The organism is Fibrobacter sp. UWS1 (assembly GCF_002300445.1).
Classification (GTDB): domain Bacteria; phylum Fibrobacterota; class Fibrobacteria; order Fibrobacterales; family Fibrobacteraceae; genus Hallerella; species Hallerella intestinalis.
In genome coordinates this window covers 1,085,556-1,108,947 of sequence record NZ_NSGW01000001.1, presented here as the reverse complement: position 1 = coordinate 1,108,947, position 23,392 = coordinate 1,085,556, and the positions used below count along the sequence as shown (strand labels likewise).

The 23,392-nt window shown below is 49.5% G+C and carries 19 protein-coding genes, 1 tRNA gene and 1 pseudogene; 8 read left to right on the top strand and 13 right to left on the bottom strand.

All coding sequences use genetic code 11. The features are described 5' to 3' along the window. Positions 1 to 101: 101 nt before the first annotated feature. Positions 102 to 3,296, top strand: a complete 3,195-nt coding sequence (locus BGX14_RS04525) for a T9SS type A sorting domain-containing protein (protein WP_095879191.1) — start codon at positions 102 to 104, stop codon at positions 3,294 to 3,296. A gap of 88 nt (positions 3,297 to 3,384) precedes the next feature. Then, entirely contained in the window at positions 3,385 to 3,708 is a 324-nt protein-coding gene (locus BGX14_RS04520) for a stress response translation initiation inhibitor YciH (RefSeq protein ID WP_095879774.1), read from the top strand. 219 nt (positions 3,709 to 3,927) lie between these two features. Here the strand turns inward: BGX14_RS04520 and BGX14_RS04515 are convergent, their stop codons facing one another. Then, on the bottom strand, positions 3,928 to 5,064 hold the full coding sequence (locus BGX14_RS04515) for an InlB B-repeat-containing protein (protein ID WP_369833005.1): 1,137 nt from the start codon (positions 5,062 to 5,064) through the stop codon (positions 3,928 to 3,930). Between the two features lie 84 nt (positions 5,065 to 5,148). Here BGX14_RS04515 and BGX14_RS04510 point away from each other — a divergent pair, with 84 nt between their 5' ends. Further along, the gene (locus BGX14_RS04510; protein ID WP_198951148.1) at positions 5,149 to 6,501 is read left to right on the top strand and encodes an IS5 family transposase; all 1,353 of its coding nucleotides are present in this window, start codon (positions 5,149 to 5,151) and stop codon (positions 6,499 to 6,501) included. Here BGX14_RS04510 and BGX14_RS04505 read toward each other — a convergent pair. The 3 genes from BGX14_RS04505 to BGX14_RS04490 form a co-directional block, all read right to left on the bottom strand. Next, positions 6,480 to 7,937 carry a GLUG motif-containing protein gene (locus tag BGX14_RS04505; protein WP_095879189.1) on the bottom strand — a complete coding sequence of 486 codons (1,458 nt, stop codon included), beginning with the start codon at positions 7,935 to 7,937 and terminating at the stop codon, positions 6,480 to 6,482. The two genes, BGX14_RS04510 and BGX14_RS04505, sit on opposite strands and share 22 nt — an antisense overlap. Positions 7,938 to 8,003: 66 nt before the next feature. Further along, positions 8,004 to 8,582 carry a hypothetical protein gene (locus BGX14_RS04500; RefSeq protein WP_095879188.1) on the bottom strand — a complete coding sequence of 193 codons (579 nt, stop codon included), beginning with the start codon at positions 8,580 to 8,582 and terminating at the stop codon, positions 8,004 to 8,006. 332 nt (positions 8,583 to 8,914) lie between these two features. Further along, entirely contained in the window at positions 8,915 to 9,961 is a 1,047-nt protein-coding gene (locus BGX14_RS04490) for a site-specific integrase (protein WP_095879186.1), read from the bottom strand. A gap of 17 nt (positions 9,962 to 9,978) precedes the next feature. Here BGX14_RS04490 and BGX14_RS16270 point away from each other — a divergent pair, with 17 nt between their 5' ends. Beyond that, entirely contained in the window at positions 9,979 to 10,101 is a 123-nt protein-coding gene (locus BGX14_RS16270) for a hypothetical protein (RefSeq protein WP_255404477.1), read from the top strand. A 419-nt stretch (positions 10,102 to 10,520) separates the two neighbouring features. Further along, positions 10,521 to 10,838: a hypothetical protein gene (locus BGX14_RS04485; RefSeq protein WP_095879185.1), complete on the top strand. Its 318-nt coding sequence runs from the start codon at positions 10,521 to 10,523 to the stop codon at positions 10,836 to 10,838. 541 nt (positions 10,839 to 11,379) lie between these two features. On the opposite strand, the gene BGX14_RS04480 is transcribed toward BGX14_RS04485, so the two are convergent. The 3 genes from BGX14_RS04480 to BGX14_RS04470 all read right to left on the bottom strand — a co-directional run bounded on the left by BGX14_RS04480 (position 11,380) and on the right by BGX14_RS04470 (position 14,252). Next, a tRNA-Asn gene (locus BGX14_RS04480) sits at positions 11,380 to 11,452 on the bottom strand. 39 nt (positions 11,453 to 11,491) lie between these two features. Beyond that, a complete protein-coding gene (locus tag BGX14_RS04475; protein ID WP_095879184.1) occupies positions 11,492 to 12,487 on the bottom strand; it encodes an MlaD family protein in 996 nt (331 codons plus the stop codon). Between the two features lie 16 nt (positions 12,488 to 12,503). Then, positions 12,504 to 14,252 (bottom strand): diguanylate cyclase, encoded by a 1,749-nt coding sequence (locus BGX14_RS04470; RefSeq protein WP_095879183.1) that lies wholly within the window; start codon positions 14,250 to 14,252, stop codon positions 12,504 to 12,506. A gap of 123 nt (positions 14,253 to 14,375) precedes the next feature. On the opposite strand from BGX14_RS04470, the gene BGX14_RS04465 reads away from it, so the two are divergent. The 3 genes from BGX14_RS04465 (at position 14,376) to BGX14_RS04455 (ending at position 18,441) form a co-directional block, all read left to right on the top strand. Then, positions 14,376 to 15,650 (top strand): argininosuccinate synthase, encoded by a 1,275-nt coding sequence (locus BGX14_RS04465; protein ID WP_095879182.1) that lies wholly within the window; start codon positions 14,376 to 14,378, stop codon positions 15,648 to 15,650. A 201-nt stretch (positions 15,651 to 15,851) separates the two neighbouring features. Next, positions 15,852 to 17,246 (top strand): sugar porter family MFS transporter, encoded by a 1,395-nt coding sequence (locus BGX14_RS04460; protein WP_073303751.1) that lies wholly within the window; start codon positions 15,852 to 15,854, stop codon positions 17,244 to 17,246. Between the two features lie 298 nt (positions 17,247 to 17,544). Beyond that, positions 17,545 to 18,441 carry a TIGR01212 family radical SAM protein gene (locus BGX14_RS04455; RefSeq protein WP_095879181.1) on the top strand — a complete coding sequence of 299 codons (897 nt, stop codon included), beginning with the start codon at positions 17,545 to 17,547 and terminating at the stop codon, positions 18,439 to 18,441. A gap of 23 nt (positions 18,442 to 18,464) precedes the next feature. Here the strand turns inward: BGX14_RS04455 and BGX14_RS04450 are convergent, their stop codons facing one another. From BGX14_RS04450 to BGX14_RS04425, 6 genes and pseudogenes are all read right to left on the bottom strand, one after another. After that, complete coding sequence (locus BGX14_RS04450; protein ID WP_095879180.1) at positions 18,465 to 19,796, bottom strand: MATE family efflux transporter; 1,332 nt, start codon at positions 19,794 to 19,796, stop codon at positions 18,465 to 18,467. Between the two features lie 165 nt (positions 19,797 to 19,961). After that, a complete protein-coding gene (locus BGX14_RS04445; protein WP_095879179.1) occupies positions 19,962 to 21,107 on the bottom strand; it encodes a polysaccharide biosynthesis C-terminal domain-containing protein in 1,146 nt (381 codons plus the stop codon). A gap of 175 nt (positions 21,108 to 21,282) precedes the next feature. Continuing rightward, on the bottom strand, positions 21,283 to 21,768 hold the full coding sequence (locus BGX14_RS04440; RefSeq protein ID WP_095879178.1) for a cyclophilin-like fold protein: 486 nt from the start codon (positions 21,766 to 21,768) through the stop codon (positions 21,283 to 21,285). Then, a pseudogene (locus BGX14_RS16455) lies at positions 21,761 to 22,006 on the bottom strand (DapH/DapD/GlmU-related protein); the annotation flags it as partial. The gene BGX14_RS04440 and the pseudogene BGX14_RS16455, both read right to left, overlap by 8 nt. A gap of 55 nt (positions 22,007 to 22,061) precedes the next feature. Further along, positions 22,062 to 23,015, bottom strand: a complete 954-nt coding sequence (locus tag BGX14_RS04430) for a DDE-type integrase/transposase/recombinase (protein ID WP_095878958.1) — start codon at positions 23,013 to 23,015, stop codon at positions 22,062 to 22,064. Between the two features lie 11 nt (positions 23,016 to 23,026). Beyond that, positions 23,027 to 23,362: a transposase gene (locus tag BGX14_RS04425; RefSeq protein ID WP_095878959.1), complete on the bottom strand. Its 336-nt coding sequence runs from the start codon at positions 23,360 to 23,362 to the stop codon at positions 23,027 to 23,029. Positions 23,363 to 23,392: the final 30 nt, after the last annotated feature.

Sequence of the window (23,392 nt, the reverse complement as noted above, 5' to 3'; positions counted from 1 at the left end):
TGCGTTCGGTTGTCCGGGGACAACTGATAAATAAAGTCTCTCTTTTGTTGAAGGAAGAATCGGAATATCTTTGCTTGTGAACAGAATTTGAAGAGGTGTGTATGTTCAGATGGGAAAAAGTAAAGTTTTTGACGTTGGCGTGTTCGGCGTTGGCATTTGGCGCTTCTCCGTCTTTTAAAGTGGATTTTGACATGAGCGGACGTCAGAGCAACGAGGTTTCCGAACCGAATTACACGGCGTGGGTGGTCAGCGGCGTCTCTTCCGCGGAAAATACATTCAGCGGCGTGAAAGTTCGGATTGCCAAAGCGGGTTCAGGAACGGAATTGCGCAGCACCTATTACAAGGTGGCGGTGCAGGCTCCCAATTATGCGCGTCTTGTGGGCGACGGCGTCACGGTGGATGGCGGCAACAACGGAGGCGAAATCGGACTGAGTTTTTCCAATTTGCAGAACGGGGAAAATTCGCTTTTGCTCTATTTGAACCATCCGGATGATTATACGACAAATAAACCGAGTGACATCGACGTTTATGTGAACGGGGTAAAGCAGGCCTCCGTAGCTCCGACGGTACGGGTGCTTGCCAATGACAAGGCCGCTTTTGCGTATGTGACTTTTAACGTGACGAACGGAACGGTGGACATTGCGTTAAAGCCCCGAGGAAACAATACGATCAAGAATGTGATTTTGAACGGTTTTGAATTGAATGTTCCCAATGCGGCAGCGCAGGCGAAATTTCCGAATCCTTCTGACTTGAATATGCACGCGGCGCATACAAACGGCGCTTTGACTCTTTCATGGACAGCGGCGAACGGAGCCCAAAAGCATCGGGTTTATTTTGGAACGGATTCTTTGGGCGTTTTGAACGCGACAACATCCAGTGCGGAATACAAGGGCGAACAATCGGGGACGACGTATGCGCTTTCCCAGACGACACCGCTTCAATCTTATTTTTGGCGGATTGACGAAGTGGATGGAACCGGCAAAGTCACTGCGGGAAATGTGTGGAAATTTCAGCCGGGGCGACTCGCTTTTGAAGACGCGGAAGGTTACGGGCGTATGGCGGTGGGCGGTCGCGGCGGAAAGGTCGTGTACGTGACCAATCTGAACGATTCCGGCGAAGGGAGCTTGCGGGAAGCGTGCACCGCGGACATTGGGCCTAGAACGATTCTTTTCAAAGTATCGGGAATTATTAAACTGAACGATCGTCTGGTATGCAATCATCATTTCACGACGATTGCGGGGCAATCCGCTCCGGGTAAGGGAATCACCATTACGGGTGCGCCTATCGGTTTTACCGGCAACGATTTAATTGCCCGGTTTATGCGTGTGCGCTTGGGATACGGCAGAACTTTTGACGGAATGGGTTTGACGGGCGGGGAGAATGCCATTTTGGACCATGCGAGTATCAGCTGGACGATAGACGAAGCGTTCAGCAGTCGCGGCGGAAAAAATCTGACATTGCAGCGGACTTTGATTTCTGAAGCATTGAATATCGCTGACCACAAAAATTATCCATCGGGAACGGGGCATGGTTACGCGGCGACCATCGGCGGCGACATCGGCAGCTTTCATCATAATTTGCTGGCGCATAATGCGGGCAGGAATTGGAGCATGGGCGGCGGTTTGGATGGCGATGGCAATTACGCAGGGCGTTTGGATATTTTTAATAATGTCGTTTACAACTGGTACAGCCGCGTGACGGACGGCGGCGCGCATGAAGTGAATTTCGTCGGTAATTTTTACAAAATGGGTGCGGCGACCAAATTGAAAGACATCACGTTAAGCGCGGATTTGGAGGGGACTGGCGGCGGTTCGCAGTCCTATTACTATCACAATAATGTTTTGCAAAATATGAATGGCAGTTTTACCTGCGATGGATCAAACGATGAATGCGGAAGAAGATACACGCTTTCCAACAATCAGGTTCTGGATTGGGAAGTTTTTCGTTCCAAACCGTTTTTTGCTTCCTATGCGACGGTTCAAAGTGCCAAGGCCGCTTACAAGGACGTGCTTTCCGATGTAGGACAGAGTATGCCTTTGCTGGATGATCACGATACCCGAATTATTCAAGAAGTCAAAAACGGCACCTATACTTATACGGGCAGCGTCGGCAATCTTCCCGGCATTCCCGATCGGGAATCCGATGTCGGCGGCATGGAAAATTATCCGAGTACAAGCTGGGCGGACGATTACGACAGCGATATGGATGGGCTTCCGGACTTTTGGGAAAAAATGTTCGGCTACAACCCGAAATCCGCAAAAGGAGACTTTAGCGATGCCAACAATGACCGTTTAGGCGACGGCTGGACGGAACTGGAACGCTTTTTGGAATGGATGGCTAAAGCGCACGTCGTTTTGGAAAAGGGCGAAACGAAAACGATTGACCTTTCCCAATGGACGAAGGGCTACGATGGCGGCTCTTACAAGGTAACGGCCCCAAATGGCGTAACGGCGTCGGTGAGCGGTTCCAAACTGACCGTCGAACTTTCTGAAAATTTTGCGGGAGTCGGCTATGTGACCTTTACGCTAACCGATAAGGAGGGCGATACGTTTACGCGAAAGATTGGCGTTTCGCAGGGGCTTGCCGTTTCTTCGGGTTCCAGCTCTTCGAGTGTTGCGGGGAGCAGCTCTTCTTCTGCCGAAAATCCTTCGGGATGGGTTTATCAGGCGGAGGATGGCATTTTGAACAACGCTTCTTTTGAAAATAAAAATGGAGGCTTTCACGGAACGGGTTATGTGAACTACGCCGGAGAAAATGAAAGCTCTGTAGAGATTTCGGTCCATGTGGATTCTCCGGGTGAGTATGTCGTTGTGCTGACCTATGCGAACGGCAAAGCGGAAACCCGAAAGCTGTCCGTTTCTGCGGACGGGAATGAGGAACAGATGATGGAATTTGAAACGACGGGCGCCTGGACGAATTGGGAAACCAAATCGGTCTCGTTAACTCTTTCTGCGGGGGAGACGGCGATTCGAATTTCGACGGTGGACGGCGATGGACCCAACCTCGACCAGATAGAACTCCAAAAGCAGGGAACTTCGGCAGCTTTTCCCATAGCGGGCAAGTCTTTCCGCAAGCGTATCGCCAATCATATCGTGTATCTCGAAGGCTTTCCCGAAAATGCAAAAATATCGGTTTCCGACTTGAACGGCAAACGGCAGGCGATTTCGAAAACATTTGGGGACGGCAATGCGGAAATTTCTTTAAAATCCTTAAAAGCGGGAATCTATCTGGTGAACATCCGTGGGATTGGGAAAAATCGGGGCTTTCAGCGGTCTTTTAAAGTGATTCGCCAGTAGTTTTGTTCAAAAAATCGGCGTCTTTATGAAACGTCTTCAGAAAAATTTCCGGAGGCGTTTTTTACATTGTGGAAAATCGGGAGAATTTATGAACGACGAACGCTCTACTCTTGTCTATGTCAGCGGTCAGGGCCGCATTGAACAGCCAAAGCAGCAACCTGTGCGCCCAAAAACCGATGGCGTTGTGCGTATTGCCCTGAAGCGTCTGGGCGGAAACAAAATGGTGAGCGTCGTTTCGGGTTTGGATCTGGAAGAAGCGGAATTGTCGGCTTTGGCGCGCGACTTAAAACGCAAGTGCGGAACCGGCGGAACGGAAAAGAATTTCCAGATAGAAATCCAAGGGGACAAGCGGAACGTACTCAAAGCGGAACTTGAAAAGCGGGGCTTTACTGTAAAACTCGCCGGCGGTTAAAATTTTTCCCCTCGCTTACTGTGCAATGACGGAATTCTAGCAAAGTACTCCTAGGAATAACGGACTATTCTTCGTTATTGCGAGGATGGTTCGACAAGCTCACCAACCATGTACTTTGTCATTGCGAGCTGCGTTAGCAGCGCGGCAATCTTAGGCACATTGAAACACGAAAAAGCCTCCGGGGAGAATCCCGGAGGCTTGAAATGATACTTTCGACTGTTACTTCACACGGATTTTCTGGACTTGAGAATCTATGCGGATGATGTAGGCACCGGCGTTCTGCAATTCCATGGAAAATTCCGGGGAGTTCACCACGCCGCGACGCAGCACGCGGCCTTGCAAATCCAGCACGGCAAAGGCGGAGCCGATGCGGGCGTTCTGGATTTGGAGAGTGCGGTTTTGAACGTGGAGATTGAAGCGGGGATGCGCGCTAAAGTGGAGAGCATCCGGATCTTCGGAACTGGAAGAACTCGACACTCCGCTCGAAGAACTAGGAGCTTCCGAGGAGCTGGATGCAATCACGCTCGAAGAACTCTGCACCGCCGAAGAGCTGGATTGCACAACCGCCGAGCTGGACGACATAATGCCGAACGAACTCGATGATACGGAAGAACTGGAGGCTATCATGCTCGAAGAACTCTGCATCGCCGAGGAGCTGGAAGCGATTGCACTCGAAGAACTTTGTGCTACGGAAGAACTGGACCCCTGCGAAATTGCCGTGCTGTCGAATACCGCCGTATAGATCGCATTACCGGTAACCGGCACAATACTCGGACTCCAGCCTTTAAATGTGTAGTCGTATTGAGTGGAAGAGGGCTTGGTTGGAGTGTTGCCGTTGTATGCCGGAGTTGCTCCGTAGCCAACCTTGGTACTTTGTAATGTCGTGAAACCATTCCTGAAAGTGACCATGAAGGTCTTCAGGGAACTGTCGAATACCGCTGTGTAGGTCGCTGGCTCCGTAGCTGTCGCAAGGTTCGGGTTCCAGCCATAGAATGTGTAGTCGTATTCTGTGGTGGAGGCCTTGGTCGGCGTCTTGCCCATATATTTAGGAATACTGCCGTATTTAGCGACTGAATTTTGTAAAGTGTCGCCGTCAGCATTCAAAAAGACGATAGTAAGCTTGCTATACTTGGCTGACAGCGTGGTATTTCCCGTAAAGACGGTAGTCGGTTCTACCCGTGAGTCAAGCGAATCAAACCAGCCAATGAAATAGAATCCCGAATCGGGAGCGGGAGGTTCCGGGACAGAGTCCAACCCACCAGCCACATTTGTCGGACGGCTTGCCCAAAGGTTGCCTTCGGTGTCCATAAAATCAACAATATATAGTCGTCCCTTAAAATCCCGCCCAGCCCGCATAACTGTTGGGAAAAATTGATTTCTACCCTGTGAAATTATTGCAAGGATTTCTAAAATGGGATTAAAAACCTTGCAATTTTTCCCATGTATAGACCTCCGAAATCCCACGCACAGACAAGCCTTTTCTGTTCCCTTGAGGAGCAGTTGAACCACAAGCATCCCCTTTACGTTCTTGCGAACAAGATTGACTGGAACAAGTTCGAGACCGAGTTTTCGAAACTGTTTGACGACAAAATGGGTGCGCCGAACAAGCCGATCCGTCTCATGACCGGGCTCATCATCCTGAAGCACATCCGCAACGTATCGGACGAGTCCGTCGTGGAGCAGTTCCAGGAAAACGCCTATTACCAGTACTTTTGCGGAGAACGGTTCTTCTCGACGGAGCAACCCTGCGACCCGAGCGAACTTGTCCACTTCCGGCATAAGATCGGCGAGGAAGGCTTGGACATGATCCTCAAGGAAAGTATCCTCGTCAACGATGACCACGATAAACAAGGACCGACAGGATGCGGCACGGTCTTTCTTGACACGACCGTGCAGGAAAAGAACATCACGTTCCCTACAGACGCCAAACTTGCGAACAAGATAATAGAGCAGGTGCAGAAAATCGTGGAAGAACGCGGCCTTCCGCAGAGACAGTCCTACAAGAGAACCTTGAAGAAGATTCATCGTGACCAGCGTTTCCGCAATCACCCGAAAAACGCCAAAAAGGCTCACAAGGCGGATCGCAGGTTGAAAACCATCGCGGGACGGCTCGTCCGCGAAATGGAACGGAATCTTTCGAAGAAAAATCTGTCGGGTACGTACAAAGGAAAAATTGAACTTTTCTACAAAGTTCTGGCACAGAAGAAATGCGACAAGGACAAAATCTATTCGCTACACGAACCCGAAGTGAAATGCATCGGCAAGGGCAAGGAACACAAGAAATACGAGTTCGGCAACAAGGTGTCAATTGCCCGGAGCTACAACGGCATCATCGTCGGCGCAGTCGCGTTCAGGGACGAGTATGACGGACATACGATAGACGATACGCTTGACCATGTTGAACAAATGCTTGGATTCAGGCCGAGCCAGGCCGCATGCGACCGAGGCTACCGCGGACAAAAGGAATCCGGAACGACAAAGATCGTGATACCGGACGTTCCGAAGAAAAACGCGACTTACTACCAGAAGAAAAAGGCTCACAAGCTTTTTTGCAAGAGGGCTGGCATCGAACCAATCAATGGTCACTTGAAGAGCGACCACCGCATGGGTCGCAACTTCTACAAGGGAATCTTTGGCGACATGCTCAATGCAAAGCTTGCAGCAGCGGCGTTCAACTTCAAGAGGGCCATGAGGCGCTTTTTTGTCCTGTTGGAATGGCTATACTGTTGCTTCCTTTGCCGGGAAGGGGTGAATAAAAACGGCGAACCTCCTTATCCTGCGCTCGCGAAGTGACTTTTTAAGGGGCAACTATATAGAGAATCGGACTCTAATGCATAATAAGGCGTTGCCTTTTTGTCGCTGGAAAGCGTGGACTTTTCCGAGAATATATTGCCGTCGGTATCGAGCCAGGCGACAAAGACATAGCCCGAGGCGGGTTCGGGAGCTTCGGGGAATTGAACGACCCCTTTGTTGTTGGAATAACGGTTAGTGGGTACGCCTTCGTCATCGAAAACAACCTTATAGATGGCCTTGTTCTGAGCATCGGCAAAAATGGGATAGCCGCCGTCCCGGCTCCAGGCGCCGCTGTTTTCTGTTTTGCCGTTAGCCGTGTTCAGCAGCCAGGCAAATTCGACGGTTTGCATCTGGGCGGTGGGAAGACCATCCACATCGATAGCAATTCCTCCATTACTACTGTCAATAGCGGAAACGCCGGGCAACCTGTCGGCATCGTAATAACTGTTAACAACTATTCCAAAGTTGATGCCGACCACGCCACCAACGACCACGCCACCACTAGTGAGGATCCCCGACACGGAGTCCGCTACGGAATAGGAATTCTGGACATACCCATCGTTGACGCCCGCGATGCCGCCGGAGTTGTAGTAGGAGTAGGAGTAGGAGATACTGCCGCTGTTCGTGCAGTTGCTCACCGTGCCCGCATTGTGGCCCGCGATACCGCCAGAGCAGTCGCTGGAGACGTTGCCGCTGTTCGTGCAATTGCTTATCGTGCCTTTATTATTACCACCCGCGATACCGCCAGAGTAGTAGAGGGAGGAGATACTGCCGCTGTTCGTGCAGCCGCTTATCGTACCACTATTAATACCAGTGATGCCGCCAGAGTAGGAGTAGAAGGATTCGGAGTGGGAGGAGATACTGCTGTTGTTCGTGCAGTTGCTCACCGTGCCCGCATTGATGCCCGCGATGCCGCCTGATTCGAAGGTGCCGGAGACGCTGCCGCTGTTCGTGCAGTTTGTAATGGTGCCGTAATTGTACGCTACCAGCCCTCCAGCGTAGTCGTTGGCATTAATGGAATCTTTTTTTATGTTTACATTCCGGACTATGCCTTCTTTCGCCAAAACGCCAACCAATCCCCCATAGGTCAAATCTTTTTGGGTATAGACACCATAAATGCTGTATCCAGCGCCGTCCAAAACTCCCTTGAAGGTATGCGTCGTATCTTTCCCGATGGGTGTCCAAGGGTGGGCGGTATAACTTGTCATGGTATCCCCGAATATAATGTCATTGTCCAGCACCGCGTTGATTGCCGTGCTGCCCCCATTTACCTGTTCCGCGAACCAGGCAAGCTCCTCTGGCGTGGTAATCTCGTAAAAAATCTTCCCGCCGATTTTTCGGGTCGATTCGGGTTCGCTGGTGCCGCCCGTCCAAGCGGCAAAACTATAAGACGTAAGCAACGTCAGCAAAAGGAACAAAATTTTGTGCAATCTCATTTTTTTACCTCCTGTTAAAGCCGTTTGAAATACCCCAAAGGCTTTCCTTCGGGGTATTCATTTTATTTACAGTGTATTCAAGTTTTTGCCATCATTGTTGAACGCAAGGAAAACCGGCATCAGCGCAGCCAACTGTTTTTTCAATTCCTGGGCATCGCCGGTCGAGTTGCAACAAATGCTCAAGTGTCCCTGCAAGTCGGCATCCGTAATCGTTTTTCCCTGAAGTTGTATGGCTCCGTCTTCCGTAAATTTGACGTCCGACATCAGATGACAATCTTCGCCATTGTAAAAAGAGAACGGGATTTGTTCCGTACTGAATTTTTTAGCGGCTTTTAACGCCTTGGCAAAGTCTTCCAAAGTGTGGGCATTATTTTTACCTTTTGAATAGCGAAGCGTGACAAAGGCATAGAAACTCCTAGGTGTTGATTCGTCCTCTGAATTGACTCCGAAATAATTTTGAAAATAGGGCTTGGGCATCCCCTTGCCCCAAATATCATTATTGGAAAAATACAGCCCATACCAATTTTCATAAAGATTGTAGCACTTATCCAGAATCTCGTCTTTATGGCTGGAAATCAGGCTGTAGTTTTGGGCGCATTCATCGATGAAATTGCCGAAGACGTTTAGCAGTTGTTGTATGTTCATTGTTTTTCCTTGTTAATGGGTGAAAAGTTTGAGAACCGCGATTTTTCGCAGAAGTGCGCTTCTGCGAAAAAAACATCTCGGGAAAAGGTTTTGAATGCGGCCTTTTCCCGACTCGGAGCCGCCGCCGAGCAAAAAGGGGACAGGTTGGAACACTTTCGGCAGGGAAATCCGCTTGCCGGGGTTAGGATTCGTCTCCTCGGAGTTGATTTCCATCAAATCCGGGCCGGTTCTGCAAAGATTTTCACGTTTTTTGTATTGCAATCTTTACAAATCCGAGTTATATTTTGCTTATCGTTGGCGGAAACTTTCGCAGAAGCGCACTTCTGCGAAATTCACCGTTGGGCCGGCTTGCGCCCGGAACCTCCCGATTTTCCAAAATTTTCGTACCAATAATCACAATTTCTTTGCGGAGCAGGATTTTGCTTCCGCTTCGGGTTCTTCACGAATTTCCAGAACGCTTCCTGCACGCGCCGCTTGCTCTCGAAAGTCGGGTGCACGTAAAGGTCGAGAGTCGTATGCGTGCTGGCGTGACCGAGAAGTACCGAGAGAGTTTTCAGGTTCGCATCGGAAGTCAGCGCATGGGTGGCGAAGCTGTGCCGCAGGGTGTGGATGTGGGCGTCCACTTCAATTCCCGCCGCCTTCAGGAACTTCTTGAAGTGGTCCTGCAAAGTCCGCTGGTCGTGCTTCACCAGAAAACTGTCCGGGGGATTTTCCCTCGCCATTTTCTTCAACCATTGGAGCAGATTTTTCGGGATGGGGATTTCCCGATGGCCGCTTTCGCTTTTCGGCGGGCAGAGCTTGCGGACGGTTTTTGGGAGCTTGGCATTTTCCATTTCGGCGGCATTTACCGTTTCGCCTTTTTCATTGGGCAAGCGTTCCAGCGTCCCATGAATTTTGATGGTGTTCCGCACAAAGTCGAAGTCCGAAAGTTTCAGGGCGCAAGCTTCGCCAAGGCGCATCCCGGTGAAAGCGATCAGCAAGAGGTTTTGTGCCGAATTTTCGTATCGTGGGTTTTTGTTCTCTTCCAGCGCATCAATCAGCGCGGCCAGTTCCTCTGGCGAGAGGGGAACCGCTTCCCCTTTCCGTGTCGTCCCAGCATGGGGAAAGTCCAGCGCGCCAAAATCCTCCGGCGAAAGTGCCGATTTCAAAATCTGCTGCAAGGTCGCCAGCACGAAATGCCGCGTTGGAATTGCCAAATGTCCGAGAGCGCTTTCCGCAAAATCCCGCACACTTGCCGAATCAAAACCGACCAGCTCCACTTCGCCAAAATACGGCAACAGATACTTTTGCAAAATATTCCCGTATTTCGCCCGGGAACTCTCGCTCCAGCCCAAGCATTTCTTTTCAAACCACTTTTCCGCCGCTTCCTTGAACCGCATCGTGTCTCCTTTGTTGTATGACGGTGCAAAGTTTGCAAAAAATTCTCGGAAAAGAAACAGATTGCCACGTCGCTCTGCTCCTCGCAATGACGGGTGGGTCGCAGAGATTGCTTCGGCTTGCTCGCAATGACGGACTCTAGCGACAACTTGTGTTCTCTTCGGGGAGACTGTTAGTATTCGTCATTGCGAATTTGCCAAGGAGAAAATCAGCCACGTTTGAAAGCGACCGTCATTGCGAATCCGAAGGGTGAAGCAATCCTTTTTTTTGCAGATAGGATTGCCACGGCGCTATCGCGCCTCGCAATGACGGACCGCGCTGACAACTAGTGTTCCATTTGACAAAGGCCGGCTTTGCGTCGAAACAGGCATTTTTCATTTAGTCAAAACCCCAAAATGCGAAAAAAATGGCTTTGCTCGTTTAGTTGAAGCTCCAAAATGCGAAAAGATGCCTTTGTTCATTTAGTCGAAGACCCAAAATGCGAAAAGATGCCTTTGCTCGTTTAGTTGAAGCTCCAAAATGCAAAAAAGATGCCTTTGTTCGTTTAGTCGAAGCTCCAAAATGCAAAAAGATGCCTTCGTTCGTTTAGTCAAAAACCTAAAAAGCAAAAAAAATGCCTTTTTTCATAATCACAAACTTGCCGCCCCAGCCGTTTTCCGACAAATATCAAATGATATTTCGCACCCACAGGCATTTTCCGGCAAATATCAAACGATATTTCGCACCCACAGGCGTTTTCCGGTAAATATCAAACGATATTTCGCTCCCACAGCCGTTTCCCGGCAAATATCAAATGATATTTCGCTCCCACAGGCATTTTCCGGCAAATATCAAACGATATTTCGCTGCCCAAGCGTTTTTCCGGTCGATATCAAATGATATTTATCGTCCGTACCACGCATAGCCGCAGAGGATGAATAGGCGAGCACCTCGCGACTCGCGAGAAAATTCACCTTATGAAGAAGCATTCCACTTTGAAAAAGAGTTCACCTTATGAAGAAGCATTCCACTTTGAAAAAGAGTTCACCTTGTGAAAGAAAATCCTCCGTCTGAAAAAGAGTTCCCCCTTTATAAAAAGAAATTCCCGCTAAAATAAATGACCTGCCTTCGTCACGACGAGAAGACCGCAAAGCGGCAAGAAACCGATTCTTCCAACTTCCCTCTGCCCACTAATCACTCATCGCTAGTTATGGTTCGACAACCGGTTGCTGAGCCTGTCGAAGCACACCAACCGTGGTTCGACTAGTTCGACAAGCGGTTACCGAGCTTACCGAGGTGCACCAAGCAGCGGTCCCTGAGCCTGCCGAAGGGCACTCGCCATTAATCCCTAATCTTGTAATCGTACACTCCAAGCGCATTCAACCGGTGTATTTTCCCTCCATAAAACAAGAAAGACTCCGATTTCTCGAAGTCTTTCTAGCTGCTTCAACTGGACTCGAACCAGTGACAACCTGATTAACAGTCAGGGGCTCTACCAACTGAGCTATGAAGCAATTGGTGTGCAGCAAATATATAAATGCAAAAAAAACTTGTCAAGGGGTATTTGGCGATTTTTTTTGTCTTTCTTTGGCTTTTTGGCGAGCGGTTTTGCCGATAAGGTTGATATTTTTCCAGTGGATAAGCTTGACTTTGTTGCCGCTGGAGTCATAAAGGGCAATCCCTTTGGTATTGATGGATTGAATAAATTCGTTCAGCTTTTGGTGGAGGGCGTTCACGCTTTGGACGGTTTCTTGGGTTTCCAGCAGATTTTGCAGGGTGGGATTCTCTTGCGCTGCCCGTGTAATGGCTTCGATTTTTTCCAATTCTGTAGAAAGTTTTGCAAAGGCCTTTTGGGTAGAAGAAATGGCGTTTTTCGCCAGAACAGTGGCTTGCCCAATGCTGGAATCGGCGGTGTTCGCCGTTTGGTCAAGGGTTTGGGCGGCGGCTTCCGCTTGTGCGAGAATTTCTTGAATTTTGAATCCGGCGGTGGAGGCGGTCTTGTCGAATTGATTCAATAGATTTTCCACATTTTGCATGGTTTCGTTGTATTTTTGAACGACGCCCGGGTCGGATTCGGAGCCTTCGAGAATGGCGAGAATGGCATCCCGGGAAACTTTGGCCTGCTCGTGGATGGCGGAAATAAACCGCAGCGATTCGGTGATTCCGGGGACAAATTCCCCGCGAAAAACGTGATCGGGCGGCAAGATTTCCCCTTCGTGACTTCTGACCAATTCAATGCGGCGTCCGCCCATTAAGGCAAAGGAAGTGTTCCGAAAATAGGAACCTTCCCGGAGGGTGAGGGGATTGTCGAAAATCACGGTGACTCGGGAACGGTCTCCGAGCCATTCCACCGAAGCGACTTTTCCGATTTCGTAGCCATTCTCCGTCATCGGGTCTTCTGGGGAAAGCGCGCCCAGTTCGTCAAAGTCGATGATGGCTGTGGTGGAGCTCCCTTTGTGGGCGTTCCACATTCCCAAAGAAACGCCGACGATAATCAAAACGATGGCGACGAAAGAAATATAGCCGATGGCTTTGTCCGAAATTTTCATAGGCGGTTTGGGAACATTAGCGAATGCAAGTGCGGTTGCGTCCGGATTTTTTGGCGTCGTAAAGCGCTTTGTCCAAACGGATAAAGAGGCTTTCTGGCGTTTCGTTAATGCGGGCTGCGGTAATGCCCAGGCTGATGGTGACTTTGGGAACTGGCGAAAAATCGGTGTTTTCCACTTTTTCCCGGATGCGTTCGGCCAAAATTTTCGCCCCGTTCAGCGGGGTATTTGTCAAAATGCACACAAATTCTTCGCCGCCCCATCGCCCTAGAACGTCGCAAGCGCGAATGGATTCGGCAACCAAATTGGAAAGCTTTATCAAAACGCGGTCGCCTTCGCTATGCCCGTAAGAGTCGTTGACGTTTTTAAAGAAATCGATGTCGTACATCAAAATGGAAAGTTCGTCTTCCCGACGGCGTTTGCCCAATTCGTATAGAAGGATTTTGTCGAGCTTGTGCCGATTGAAAAGGCCCGTCAGCTGGTCGTGTTCCGCCAAGTTGGCAAGCTGGTTGATGGTGTGCCGAAGTTCGTCGGAAGTCGCTTCCAAAAAGGAAACCAGCCTGTCGGCAAGGGAAAGATTGTTCTGCGCATGGCGAATGCTTTCATCGTCGATGGGAACAAAGCGTTTTTTTGACTTCGCGCTTTCTCGAAAACCGACGGCGACCAGCGAGGAATTCAAAACGCCACCGCCTTCGCTGGTCTGTAGAATTTCCCCGAAGCCGTAGCCCCAGCAGAGTTCCGAAACCGAATGCCGGTAAAACTCGAATTCCTTCTCCGCCCTTTCGTTGCCCAAAAAGACGCGCCGGTTGATACAGGGGAAAAGGACGGTCGCTTCGGGGTGAAAACGCAGCATATTGTTCGCCGCCACGAGAGTTTCGGAAAGCAGGTATTCGGGCTTGGAATAGGCGAGATAGATCTTGGTGCCGTTTTGAAAATCCGTCGGAAAGCACAGATTGCCGTCGTCGGTGAGGCGCAAAGGCACTTTGGCGATGAAAGTCGAGCCGCTGGGAACCAGAATTGGAAAAGCGATGGCCTGCTTGGAAAAGTCCGCGTCGGGTTTGAATTGTAGATATTTTTGATACAAGTCAAAAGCCGGCTTGCCGTCAATTTCGCTGACGATTCCCTTTTGGCATTCCGTAATGACGTGCTCCCGTCCGAGGGCACGCCAGCCTAGATTGAAATCGGTCTGGATCTCCAGGGACTTCCCGCAGAACGCGACGAAAGAGATGCCGTTCTCCAGAATGCCGTTTTCGGAAAAGATTTTGGATTCGTCTTGAGTGATGAAGCGGGAGCCGGCTTGCGCCCCGAATATAGGGATGTTCTCGCTCCCGACCTGGGCGATGTCGATGATTTTGTCCGGAGAGTTGTGGGTGCAACTCGATAAGCAGAGGATTCCTTTGACGTCTTCGAGCTTTCGGAGCTTTTGCCGGAAGGAGTCTCCGATTTTGTACGGATCCTGTTTGCTTTTGTCCGCTTCGAAAACGGCAAGCGTCGATTTGGAAAATAGAAGAATCGAAATCACCGTGTTTTGGGGAACTTCTGTTTCGGCGCTGAGCGGCCCGAGGGTCGTCATGCCGGCGATTTTTGCTTCGGGCAGTTCTTTTCGGATGACGTCGAGTTCCTTTTCGATAAATTCCCGTTCGCATTGGGGTTCGAATACGATGAGCAGGCGGTCTTTTGCGGTCTTGTATTCTTCCATTCCGGCGATGAATTTTAAGATCCGTTTTAAAGAGGCTGGTTTGGTGATTTCAAAAGAACGTTGCAGCATTGTTAAAAAACTACATTCAAATTCGATGAAAAATGCGGACCGCGGTGAAAAATAGGATGATTTTTGTGCAAAAAAAAAGAAATAGTTCTATATTATGATTGTCAATTTTCAAAGGACAAAAAAATGGCAAAATCTGCTAAAAATTCCAAGAAAAAGGTCGTCCTCGCTTATAGCGGCGGACTTGACACCTCCGTAATTATTCCGTGGCTCAAAGACAATTACGATTGCGAAGTGATCGCTTTCGCTGCGGATCTTGGCCAGAATGATTTTCCGAACGAAAAGGCTCTGGAAAAGAAAGCGCTTGCGACGGGAGCTTCCAAGTGCTACGTTCTCGACTTGAAAAAGGAATTCCTTGAAGATTATGTTTGGCCGACGGTTCGCTCTGGCGCTAAGTATGAAGGCACTTACCTTCTCGGAACTTCTTTTGCCCGCCCGCTGATTGCGAAATACCAGGTGAAAATCGCCCAGATGGAAGGCGCTTACGCCGTCGCTCACGGCGCTACCGGAAAGGGAAACGACCAGGTTCGCTTTGAACTGACTTATGCGGCGCTCGATCCGTCCCTCGAAGTGATTGCTCCCTGGAAAGATCCCAAATGGGAATTCAACGATCGCGAAAGCATGATCGACTATCTGGATGCGCACAAGATTCCGCATACCGGCATTTCCAAAACCAAGATCTATTCCGAAGACGGCAACCTTTGGCACCTTTCCCATGAAGGCGGCATTCTGGAAGAACCGGACAAGGAACACCAGTATGATATGCTCAAGCACACGAGCACATACGAAAAAGCGCCGAATACGCCGGGCTATGTCACGATTTCCTTTGACAAGGGAACGCCGGTCGCTCTCGACGGCAAAAAAATGGGAGCGGTCGAGCTTCTGGAAAAGCTGAACTCCATTGCGGGCAAGCATGCCTGCGGACTTATCGACATCGTCGAAGACCGCTTGGTGGGTCTCAAGAGCCGCGGTGTTTATGAAACTCCGGGTGGAACCCTCCTTTATAAGGCGCACGAGTGCCTGGAACAGCTGGTTCTCGACAAGGAAACGATGTTCGAAAAGCAGAAAATGGCGATGACTTACGCCAATCTGGTTTACAACGGACAGTGGTTCACCCCGCTTCGTCAGGCGATGGACGCTTTCATTACCGAAACGCAAAAAGTGGTAACGGGCGATGTCCGCTTGAAGCTTTACAAGGGCAACGTCATCCCGGCTGGCATGAAGAGTCCGTATAGCCTTTACGACATGGAACTCGGCGGATTCTCCAACGTGGAAATGTACGACCAGAAAGACGCTTCCGGATTTATCCGTTGCTTCGGTCTGCCGCTGAAAACCCGCGCGCTTCTTCTCGGCAAGAAGACGAATGTGGAATTTGGCAAAACGAACGTGAAGAAAAAATAACTTCGCCTAAGGTTTCAAAAACGCGGCTCGGTAAAATCGGGCTGCGTTTTTTTATGCCGAAAGCTTTTGATTTCAGGCTTTTTTCCTTTTGGAGGAATTTTGGGCTTTTTCCGTGATTTGCCAAATTGGAATATATTTTGTGCTCCAGAAAGAAAGATTTTCTGTATATTAAAATCCAGCAAATTCTAACGGAGGCTTTTTATGGAATCCACATCTCAAGTATCTATTAGACATGTCATTAAAATAACGATGGCCGCTGCTTTGGGCGGTTTCTTGTTTGGCTTTGATTCGTCCGTCATCAACGGGGCGAACGGGGCTTTGAAAGTTCACTTTTCCATGACGGATTCGCAGCTGGGGCTTGCTGTGGCGCTTTCGCTTATCGGGGCGGCAGTCGGTGCTTATTTTGCTGGACGACTGGCAGACGCTTTTGGCCGCGTGAAGTGCATGCTGGCGGCGGCGATACTGTTTACGGTCAGTGCTGTGGGTTCCGGGTTGCCGTTTGGCGTTGCGGATTTTATTGTCTGGCGTGTCATCGGCGGCGTTGGCGTTGGTATGGCGAGCATCATCGCTCCGATTTATATCGCGGAAACGGCTCCGGCCCATTTGCGCGGGCGTTTGGGTTCCATGCAGCAGATGGCGATTGTGGTGGGCATTTTTACGTCGCTTCTGTCAAACTATGTGATTTTGCGGATTGCGGGTAGCGCGAATAATTGCATTTTTGGAGGAATCAAAGCGTGGCAATTGATGTTCTGGATTGAAATCATTCCCTCGCTGATGTACGGAGTCGCCGCATTAAAACTCCCGGAATCGCCGCGCTATCTGGTTTCGCAGGGTAAGCTGGAAGAAGCAAAAAGTGTGATTAGCAAAATTCAGGCGGATCAGTTGGACGAACAGGTCGCCGAAATTCAAAAATCTTTTGGCGAAGAAAAACGCCACAGCCTTTCGGATTTGCTGGAAATGCTGCCTTCGGGGAAAAAGCGTATCGCTCCGATTTTATGGGCGGGTTTGGGCATTGCCGTTTTACAGCAGTTTGTCGGCATCAACGTGATTTTCTACTACGGATCCATGCTTTGGCAGAGCGTGGGATTTGGGGAAAGCGACGCCTTTCTTTCTAGCCTCATCAACAGCACCATCAATATGGTGATGACCGTTTTTGCCATTCTTCTGGTGGATAAAATAGGGCGCAAACCGCTGCTCCTTATAGGCAGTATCGGCATGACATTCACGTTAGGTACTCTCGCCCTGTGTTTCTTGAATGCGGGAGCGGACGGCTCTTTGGGCGGAGGCGCTGTGGTCGCACTGATTGCCGCGAATCTCTATGTGGCGTTCTTTGCGATGACCTGGGGACCTGTCATGTGGGTGATGCTCGGGGAAATGTTCAACAACCGTATTCGTGCGGTCGCGATTTCGGTCTGTGGGCTTGCGCAATGGTTTGCGAATTTTCTGGTCAGCTGGTCGTTTCCGATTCTTACTGGAAAATCGGGAATTGGCGTCGGGCAGACTTACTTGCTTTATACGGCGTTCGCGCTGATCAGCATTTTCTTTGTCGTGAAATTTGTTCGGGAGACTAAGGGCAAGCAGCTGGAAGAAATGTAAACCGGATGGCGAGAATTGCATGGGCGCTCCGAAAGGGGGCGCCTTTTTGCATTTTGTATGGGGAAAACGACGAAGAAAAAGAGGGCTCCTCGTCAGATACGACAGAAAACTCGCCTGAAGAATGAATTTCTTTTCCATTTTAAAAAGTTCCCGCCGGACGACGGGAACTTTTAGGTGGATGTGTTTGTGTAATGAAAGTGTCTGCAATGAAAATAGGATTTCATTGGGGCATGAGAATGTCGCCGGATAAAATTTCGTTGTAGAGAATTAAACGCTTCCTTTTTGTAAATTTGCACCCATGCCGGCTTATACGACTTATCGAGAATTTTTGGCGAAAATTTTTCCTTCCTGGAAACGCGTGCGAAAGTTGCCGTTGAACGGGGGAATGTCCTGCCCGAATTTGGATGGAACGCGAGGTTTTGGCGGTTGCTGTTATTGCAATAACAAATCTTTCAGCCCGGTTTGGGACAAAGCGGGGCAAAGTGTGCAAGAACAGATGGCGGAATATCTGCCGCGGATTCGCCGCAAATATAAAGATGCGGGGATTCTTGCTTATTTTCAGCCTTACACGAATACTTACGCGCCTGTGAAACGTCTGCGGGAAATTTATGAACCGGCATTTGCTTCGGACGAGGTCGTCGGGGTTTCGATAGGAACGCGCCCGGATTGCGTCCCACCCGATGTGATGGAACTTTTGGAGTACGAAAATTCCCGAAAGCCGGTCATTTTGGAATTGGGTTTGCAGACAGCGAACGATGAAACGTTAAAGGCGATAGGCCGTGGGCACTCCGTTGCGGAATTTGAAGATGCGGTGAAGCGGGCGCATTCCGCAGGCCTTTGGGTGACTTCGCATGTGATTCTTGGATTGCCGGGCGAAACTTTGAAGGACTTTGAGAAAACGGCGGAAGTGATTCGGGATTTGGGAATTTCGGCAGTGAAAATTCATCCGCTTCATATTGTCCGAGACACGCGTCTGGCAGAATCCTATCGTCGCGGGGAATTTGAACTGCTTTCATTTGAAGCTTATTGCGAAGCCGTGGCGCGCTTTATTCGGATTGTCGGAAAGGATGTCGCGATTGAACGCTTTAGCGGCGAGGCGCAGAACGAGACTCTTGTCGCTCCGGATTGGACGGGGGACAGAAATAGGATTGTGTCGCAAGTTGAACGATTTTTACTTGCCCAAAATATCGGCTGAATTTTTTTGTCGAAAGAGAAAAATCAGATGACCGTTGCCGCTTTCCAGCGTCCGCTTTTCCAACGCCATAAGTTTGCGCAGGAACGGTAAAATTCGTCGCTCGCCATTCCCAGCCAAAGGCCGATTAAGCCGAGGTCTAAAACAAAAGCGAGAAAAAGGGCGGTGCCCGCGCCTAAAGTCCACATCATCAGGCTTCCGACTATCGCCGGAAATTTGGAATCACCCGCGGCGCGAAGGGAACCGGTTAAAATCACATTGGCCGATTTAAAGGGCTGCAAAATGACATCGCACCAGAGGCATGCCGAGCCGAGAGCGATGACATCGGGATTGTCCGTATAAAGGCGCATGAGATGTGGACCGCAAAGGGCGACAATCAAGGCGACGACAAATCCTGCGGAGCTGCTGGCGAAGAGGGACTGGAAGGTGCGACGGTTCGATTTTTTATAATCGTGTGCGCCGACGAGATGGGCGACTAAAATCTGGTTGCCGTTGCCGAGCCCGACTCCCAGAATAATGGCGAACATCGCAAAGTTTGCGCTGAAGACTTTGGCGGTCACCGCAAGAGTTCCCAGATGGACTGTCATCGCTGTAATGAAAACTTGGAACAACTGGAAACTGACCGGTTCCGCAGCGGCGGGAAGGCCTATGCGAATCCAGTCGCCGAGAATGGCGCGGGATCTTTTCACTTCGGTCATTTTGGTCTTGTGGCGAATCTTGTAGCGCAAAACGAGCCAGAGAACCAAGCTGGAAAAGGCCCAAGAGAGGGCGGTGGCCAGCGCGACGCCTTTGACGTGCATTTGGGGAATGCCAAAAAGACCTTCCAAAAAAACGATGTTCAAAAGGATATTGAATACGATGGTGATGGCGTTGCCGATTAAATTCCAAATAGTGAGCCCGTGGGTGGCGATGAGTGCCGTAAGCGTAGTTTGCGATGCGCGAAAAAGAAAGCCGAAGCAGACGACCTGTAAAAATTCAACGCCGAATTTTGCCGTGTCGCCGGAGAGTCCCATGGCTCCGACAATCCAATGGGACGAGGGCAAAACGAGCAGCGTCATGGAAAATCCCAAGAGAATGCTGCCTAGAATGACCATGGTGATTGTGGTGCGGGCGTGGCTGTTCGCATTGGCTCCCATAAATTGCGATGCGATACTGGATCCGGCTTGTGAAAATGCTTGAATCGCCATGAAAATCGTGCCGAGAATCGGCATCAGGGCACCGACTCCGGCGGCAGCGCTTTCGCTTGTGCGGGAAAGGAACCAGCTGTCCATCATCGGCTGGAATACGCCGATTCCGAAAGTGATGATGAGGGGCCAGGATAGACTTAGAATTCCGCGGTCTTTGACAAGATCTGCCATACGAGATTCCTTTTGGATGCAAGATAGAAAAATGCGAGGGGTTTATGCGGATTTGAAAATTTTTGTGTTTACAGGAAAAAACATATTCCTTTTTGTTGAATTACGCAGCTTCAAATATGTCTTTGGAAAATCGTTTTTGGGGGGGGGAATCGCATTTTTTCGGTTCTAAACCGTTGTTTTGATTTTGGTGCGCAAAAATACTTTCTCTTCTATAAACGTTATAACGAGATTCACCACCATTCCAAAGCCGAACATCATGATGATTGTGTCCATTGTAAACGTGATTTTCCCGGCTTTATACAGCGCAAAGAAAATTCCGTAATACACAAAGTTCACAATCAGCGACGTGATGAAATTGAAATGCGTTTTTCCCAGTCCGTTGAAAATGCTTGAAATAATGGAACACACCGCGTAGGCAATGTAAAACGGCGCAAGTTTGAGCGTAATCGAAAATACCGCATCCGCCCGTCCATCCGGCAGTTTTTCAAGAACGGAATAATACGGCTTCCACAGCGGAACGCTCGCCGCGCACAGAACAATCACCGCAAGCGAAATAACGTAATACGCTTTTTGGTTGAGTTTTGCATAACCGTCCTTGCAATCGTGCTTAATCACTTCGGCAAGCGCCATAACAGGAATCAAAAGAACGCGCCAGATAAAATTGTTCGCCATCCAATAATTTCCCTGCTCCGCCACCATATTCACCATTTTGCAAATCATGACGGCGTAAATAAAATTGTTGATGAACTGCTGAACGCCCGAAAATCCTCCGATTCTGCCCCAGTCTTTCAAAACGGAAATATCCTTCTTTTGAAACCAGGACGGCTTTATACAATTTTGCCGGGATAAAAGAACAAAGCTGACCGCCGCAAGAACTGCGTTTACGGTGATGTTTGAAACGGCAATTCCGTAAATTCCCATCCGCGGAATCAGAATAAAATCCGCAATGACAGACAGAACGCATTTTGCCGCAAGGAACAAATAAAAGTTCGCGTCCTTTCCCACGACAACAAACACAACCTGAAAAAATGACGTTGCAATTCCAACGACGAATGCAACCGTCTCAAGGCGGAAATAATTCTTTACCGCGTCAACATTCATTCCGTCAGGATTCATTGCGCGGATAAGCGAACCGCCGTAAACAAAAACGCCGATCGAAAACAACGCATACAGCGCAAAGACAAACAGCAGCGATTTAAAAACCATCTGCGCAAAATCATCTTTTCGTTTAAAGGCTTCGTTCAAAATGGCATACAGCGGAACAATCAAAAACGAGCGAAGCGTTTCGTCAATCAAATCGAACCATTCCATTTGCCGATGACATCGAACACTTCTGCGCTGCTGTTCACGGAAATAATCAGCGTCTTTACTGTCTGATACATCGCCGGAACAAGCAAAAATGCAAACACGGATAAAAACAAACGCCAGTCAAAGCATTTGAGATTTGAAAAACATTTTATTTGTAAAAAATGAAACTTTATTCTTTTCACTGCAAACTCAACGTCACTTTCACTTCTCCCTTGCCTGCGCCTAAAAGAGAGCAAAGTTCATCGGCGGAATATCCTTCGATTTTTCCAATCCGCGTAAAGTTCCAACTATTCGTGCCGTAATACAGACAAATGCTGTTGCCTTGATATAAAATGACATCGCCCGCTTGCGTTGTAATGCTTTCTTCATTTCGAGGCAGGCTGTGTCCGATATTTCCCACTTTTTCAAAATCGCCGTAATCATCCGCTGTGTAGGTGATGTCGTCCGTTTTCAAAATGGCAACGAGTGCTTCCACCGACGAATTGTGCGCGGGCGTGATTTTTAGTTTGTTGCCGGTTACTGTCACATACATTTCGCTTGCTTCCACCGTATTTTTGCCGCCTCCCGCAATAGCGGCCGCGCCGGGATTTTCCGCGCAACCTGCGGACAGGCTGAAGGCAACCAGCACGGCAAGAAGCGGGAGGACTTTCCGTCTGCTATTCATTTTTCACCTCAATCTTCTTGATTACCTTTGCCGGAACTCCGGCGACGACCGTGTTTTCCGGCACGTCCTTCGACACAACCGCGCCCGCCGCAACAACTGCATTGTCACCGACGGTCACGCCGGGAAGAATCGTCGCGTGCGCGCCAATTCAAACGTTCTTTCCGATTTTCACCGGAGAAGGAATCATATTCCCACGTTTGTCAGGCGTTAAGTCGTGGTTCAATGAGGCAATGACAACCTGTCCCGCCCAAGTTGAACTTGGAAAATTTTAACAAAGCTAATAAGGGATTCCGTCAGGTCGGTTGGTTAGCCCAATAGTCCTCACGTTCTCTTGTCGCATTATACAATTTTGTTCTTCGTTCTGCAAGTCGTTCCTCCATCTTTCCTGCGAAAACCTCGTCAGGAGTCAGGAATCCGATTGCGGAATGTAGCCGTTCCGAGTTGTAGTAATTGATCCAGTCCGACATTTTCCTCTTTGCATCGGAATAGTCCTGGTAAGCGTCACGACGGACTTCCTCCGCCTTGAGGGTCTTGTGAAAACGTTCCACTTTCCCGTTGCTTTGCGGATGGAAGGGAGATGTAGAGGTCTCCCTGAGTTCAAGTTTCGAAACCAGATCGAGGAAATCCTTCGAGGCGAACTGCTTCCCGTTATCGTGGATTATGCGGGCATGCGCATCGGGATGGAGTTCCTTCGCCCTGGTCACGAGAATTTCAACGTTCAAGCCTTCCATCGTGGAGAAAAGGTCCCAGACGAGAACCTTGCGGCTGAACCCGTCCAGGACGCAGGCGAAGTAGAAGAACACTCCGCAAACTCTGACGTAGGAATAATCCGTATGCCACTGTTCATTCGGACGTGTCGGCTGGTCGAACCCCTTTTTCCGCGCTTCCGCAGGAAAAGCCCATTTGCCGAAAAGGTTGTTCCTCTTCAGTATGTTGTAAACCGTCGATGGACGGGCGTATGCGATATCCCTGTCTACCATAAGCCAGGCCAGGTAGCGGTATCCATGCAGATGGTCCTTGTACTGTTTGCAGAAGTCGACGATGGCGCGAGTCTCTTCCGGGGTCATCCAGTTGGACTTCGGCGTATCGTGGTTATGCCGCGTTTCCGCCTTCCTCCGCGAAACCCAGTTGTTCCATGTACTTTGCGGGATTCCCAAAAAGGATACCAGCCTGGACGGGGCGATTCCCGTCCTTGCGTAAATGGCGTCGATTTCCGCAATGATGGCGGTCCGTTCGGAGAGGCTCATTTTCTTCTTTCCTAGGGACGGCCAGTTAATTTTTTTTTGAGGGCCAGGTTCTCCTGAGCGATGTCGGCGATGACGGCATCCTTGTCGGCCAGGGTTTTCTCGAGAGCGTCTATTTTACGCTGTTGCGCCTTTTCGGTTATGTCGGGGCGTTTCTGCTCGAAAATCCCCGTAGCGGATTCGAAAAGTACCTTCCTCCATTCGAGAATTTTGTTCGGATGTATCTTGTACTCGTCCGCAAGTTCAGATAAGCCCCTGCCCTTGAGGAGAATTTCGCTCAGGATTTTGACTTTGTCCTCCGCACTCAGGCGGCGACGTTTCTGTTTTTCAGGTTTATTTTCTTCTGCCATAAGGTGGCTCCTTGGTTGGAAATATACACC

Coding starts and splice junctions, on each gene's coding strand:
- BGX14_RS04465 (WP_095879182.1), top strand. CDS start 14,376: ATGGCAAAATCTGCTAAAAATTCCAAGAAAAAGGTCGTCCTCGCTTAT.
- BGX14_RS04490 (WP_095879186.1), bottom strand. CDS start 9,961: ATGCGGTTCAAGGAAGCGGCGGAAAAGTGGTTTGAAAAGAAATGCTTG.
- BGX14_RS04455 (WP_095879181.1), top strand. CDS start 17,545: ATGCCGGCTTATACGACTTATCGAGAATTTTTGGCGAAAATTTTTCCT.
- BGX14_RS04525 (WP_095879191.1), top strand. CDS start 102: ATGTTCAGATGGGAAAAAGTAAAGTTTTTGACGTTGGCGTGTTCGGCG.
- BGX14_RS04460 (WP_073303751.1), top strand. CDS start 15,852: ATGGAATCCACATCTCAAGTATCTATTAGACATGTCATTAAAATAACG.
- BGX14_RS04440 (WP_095879178.1), bottom strand. CDS start 21,768: ATGAATAGCAGACGGAAAGTCCTCCCGCTTCTTGCCGTGCTGGTTGCC.
- BGX14_RS04485 (WP_095879185.1), top strand. CDS start 10,521: ATGCAAAAAGATGCCTTCGTTCGTTTAGTCAAAAACCTAAAAAGCAAA.
- BGX14_RS04430 (WP_095878958.1), bottom strand. CDS start 23,015: ATGAGCCTCTCCGAACGGACCGCCATCATTGCGGAAATCGACGCCATT.
- BGX14_RS04500 (WP_095879188.1), bottom strand. CDS start 8,582: ATGAACATACAACAACTGCTAAACGTCTTCGGCAATTTCATCGATGAA.
- BGX14_RS04425 (WP_095878959.1), bottom strand. CDS start 23,362: ATGGCAGAAGAAAATAAACCTGAAAAACAGAAACGTCGCCGCCTGAGT.
- BGX14_RS04470 (WP_095879183.1), bottom strand. CDS start 14,252: ATGCTGCAACGTTCTTTTGAAATCACCAAACCAGCCTCTTTAAAACGG.
- BGX14_RS16270 (WP_255404477.1), top strand. CDS start 9,979: ATGACGGTGCAAAGTTTGCAAAAAATTCTCGGAAAAGAAACAGATTGC.
- BGX14_RS04445 (WP_095879179.1), bottom strand. CDS start 21,107: ATGGAATGGTTCGATTTGATTGACGAAACGCTTCGCTCGTTTTTGATT.
- BGX14_RS04515 (WP_369833005.1), bottom strand. CDS start 5,064: ATGCGGGCTGGGCGGGATTTTAAGGGACGACTATATATTGTTGATTTT.
- BGX14_RS04505 (WP_095879189.1), bottom strand. CDS start 7,937: ATGAGATTGCACAAAATTTTGTTCCTTTTGCTGACGTTGCTTACGTCT.
- BGX14_RS04520 (WP_095879774.1), top strand. CDS start 3,385: ATGAACGACGAACGCTCTACTCTTGTCTATGTCAGCGGTCAGGGCCGC.
- BGX14_RS04475 (WP_095879184.1), bottom strand. CDS start 12,487: ATGAAAATTTCGGACAAAGCCATCGGCTATATTTCTTTCGTCGCCATC.
- BGX14_RS04450 (WP_095879180.1), bottom strand. CDS start 19,796: ATGGCAGATCTTGTCAAAGACCGCGGAATTCTAAGTCTATCCTGGCCC.
- BGX14_RS04510 (WP_198951148.1), top strand. CDS start 5,149: ATGTATAGACCTCCGAAATCCCACGCACAGACAAGCCTTTTCTGTTCC.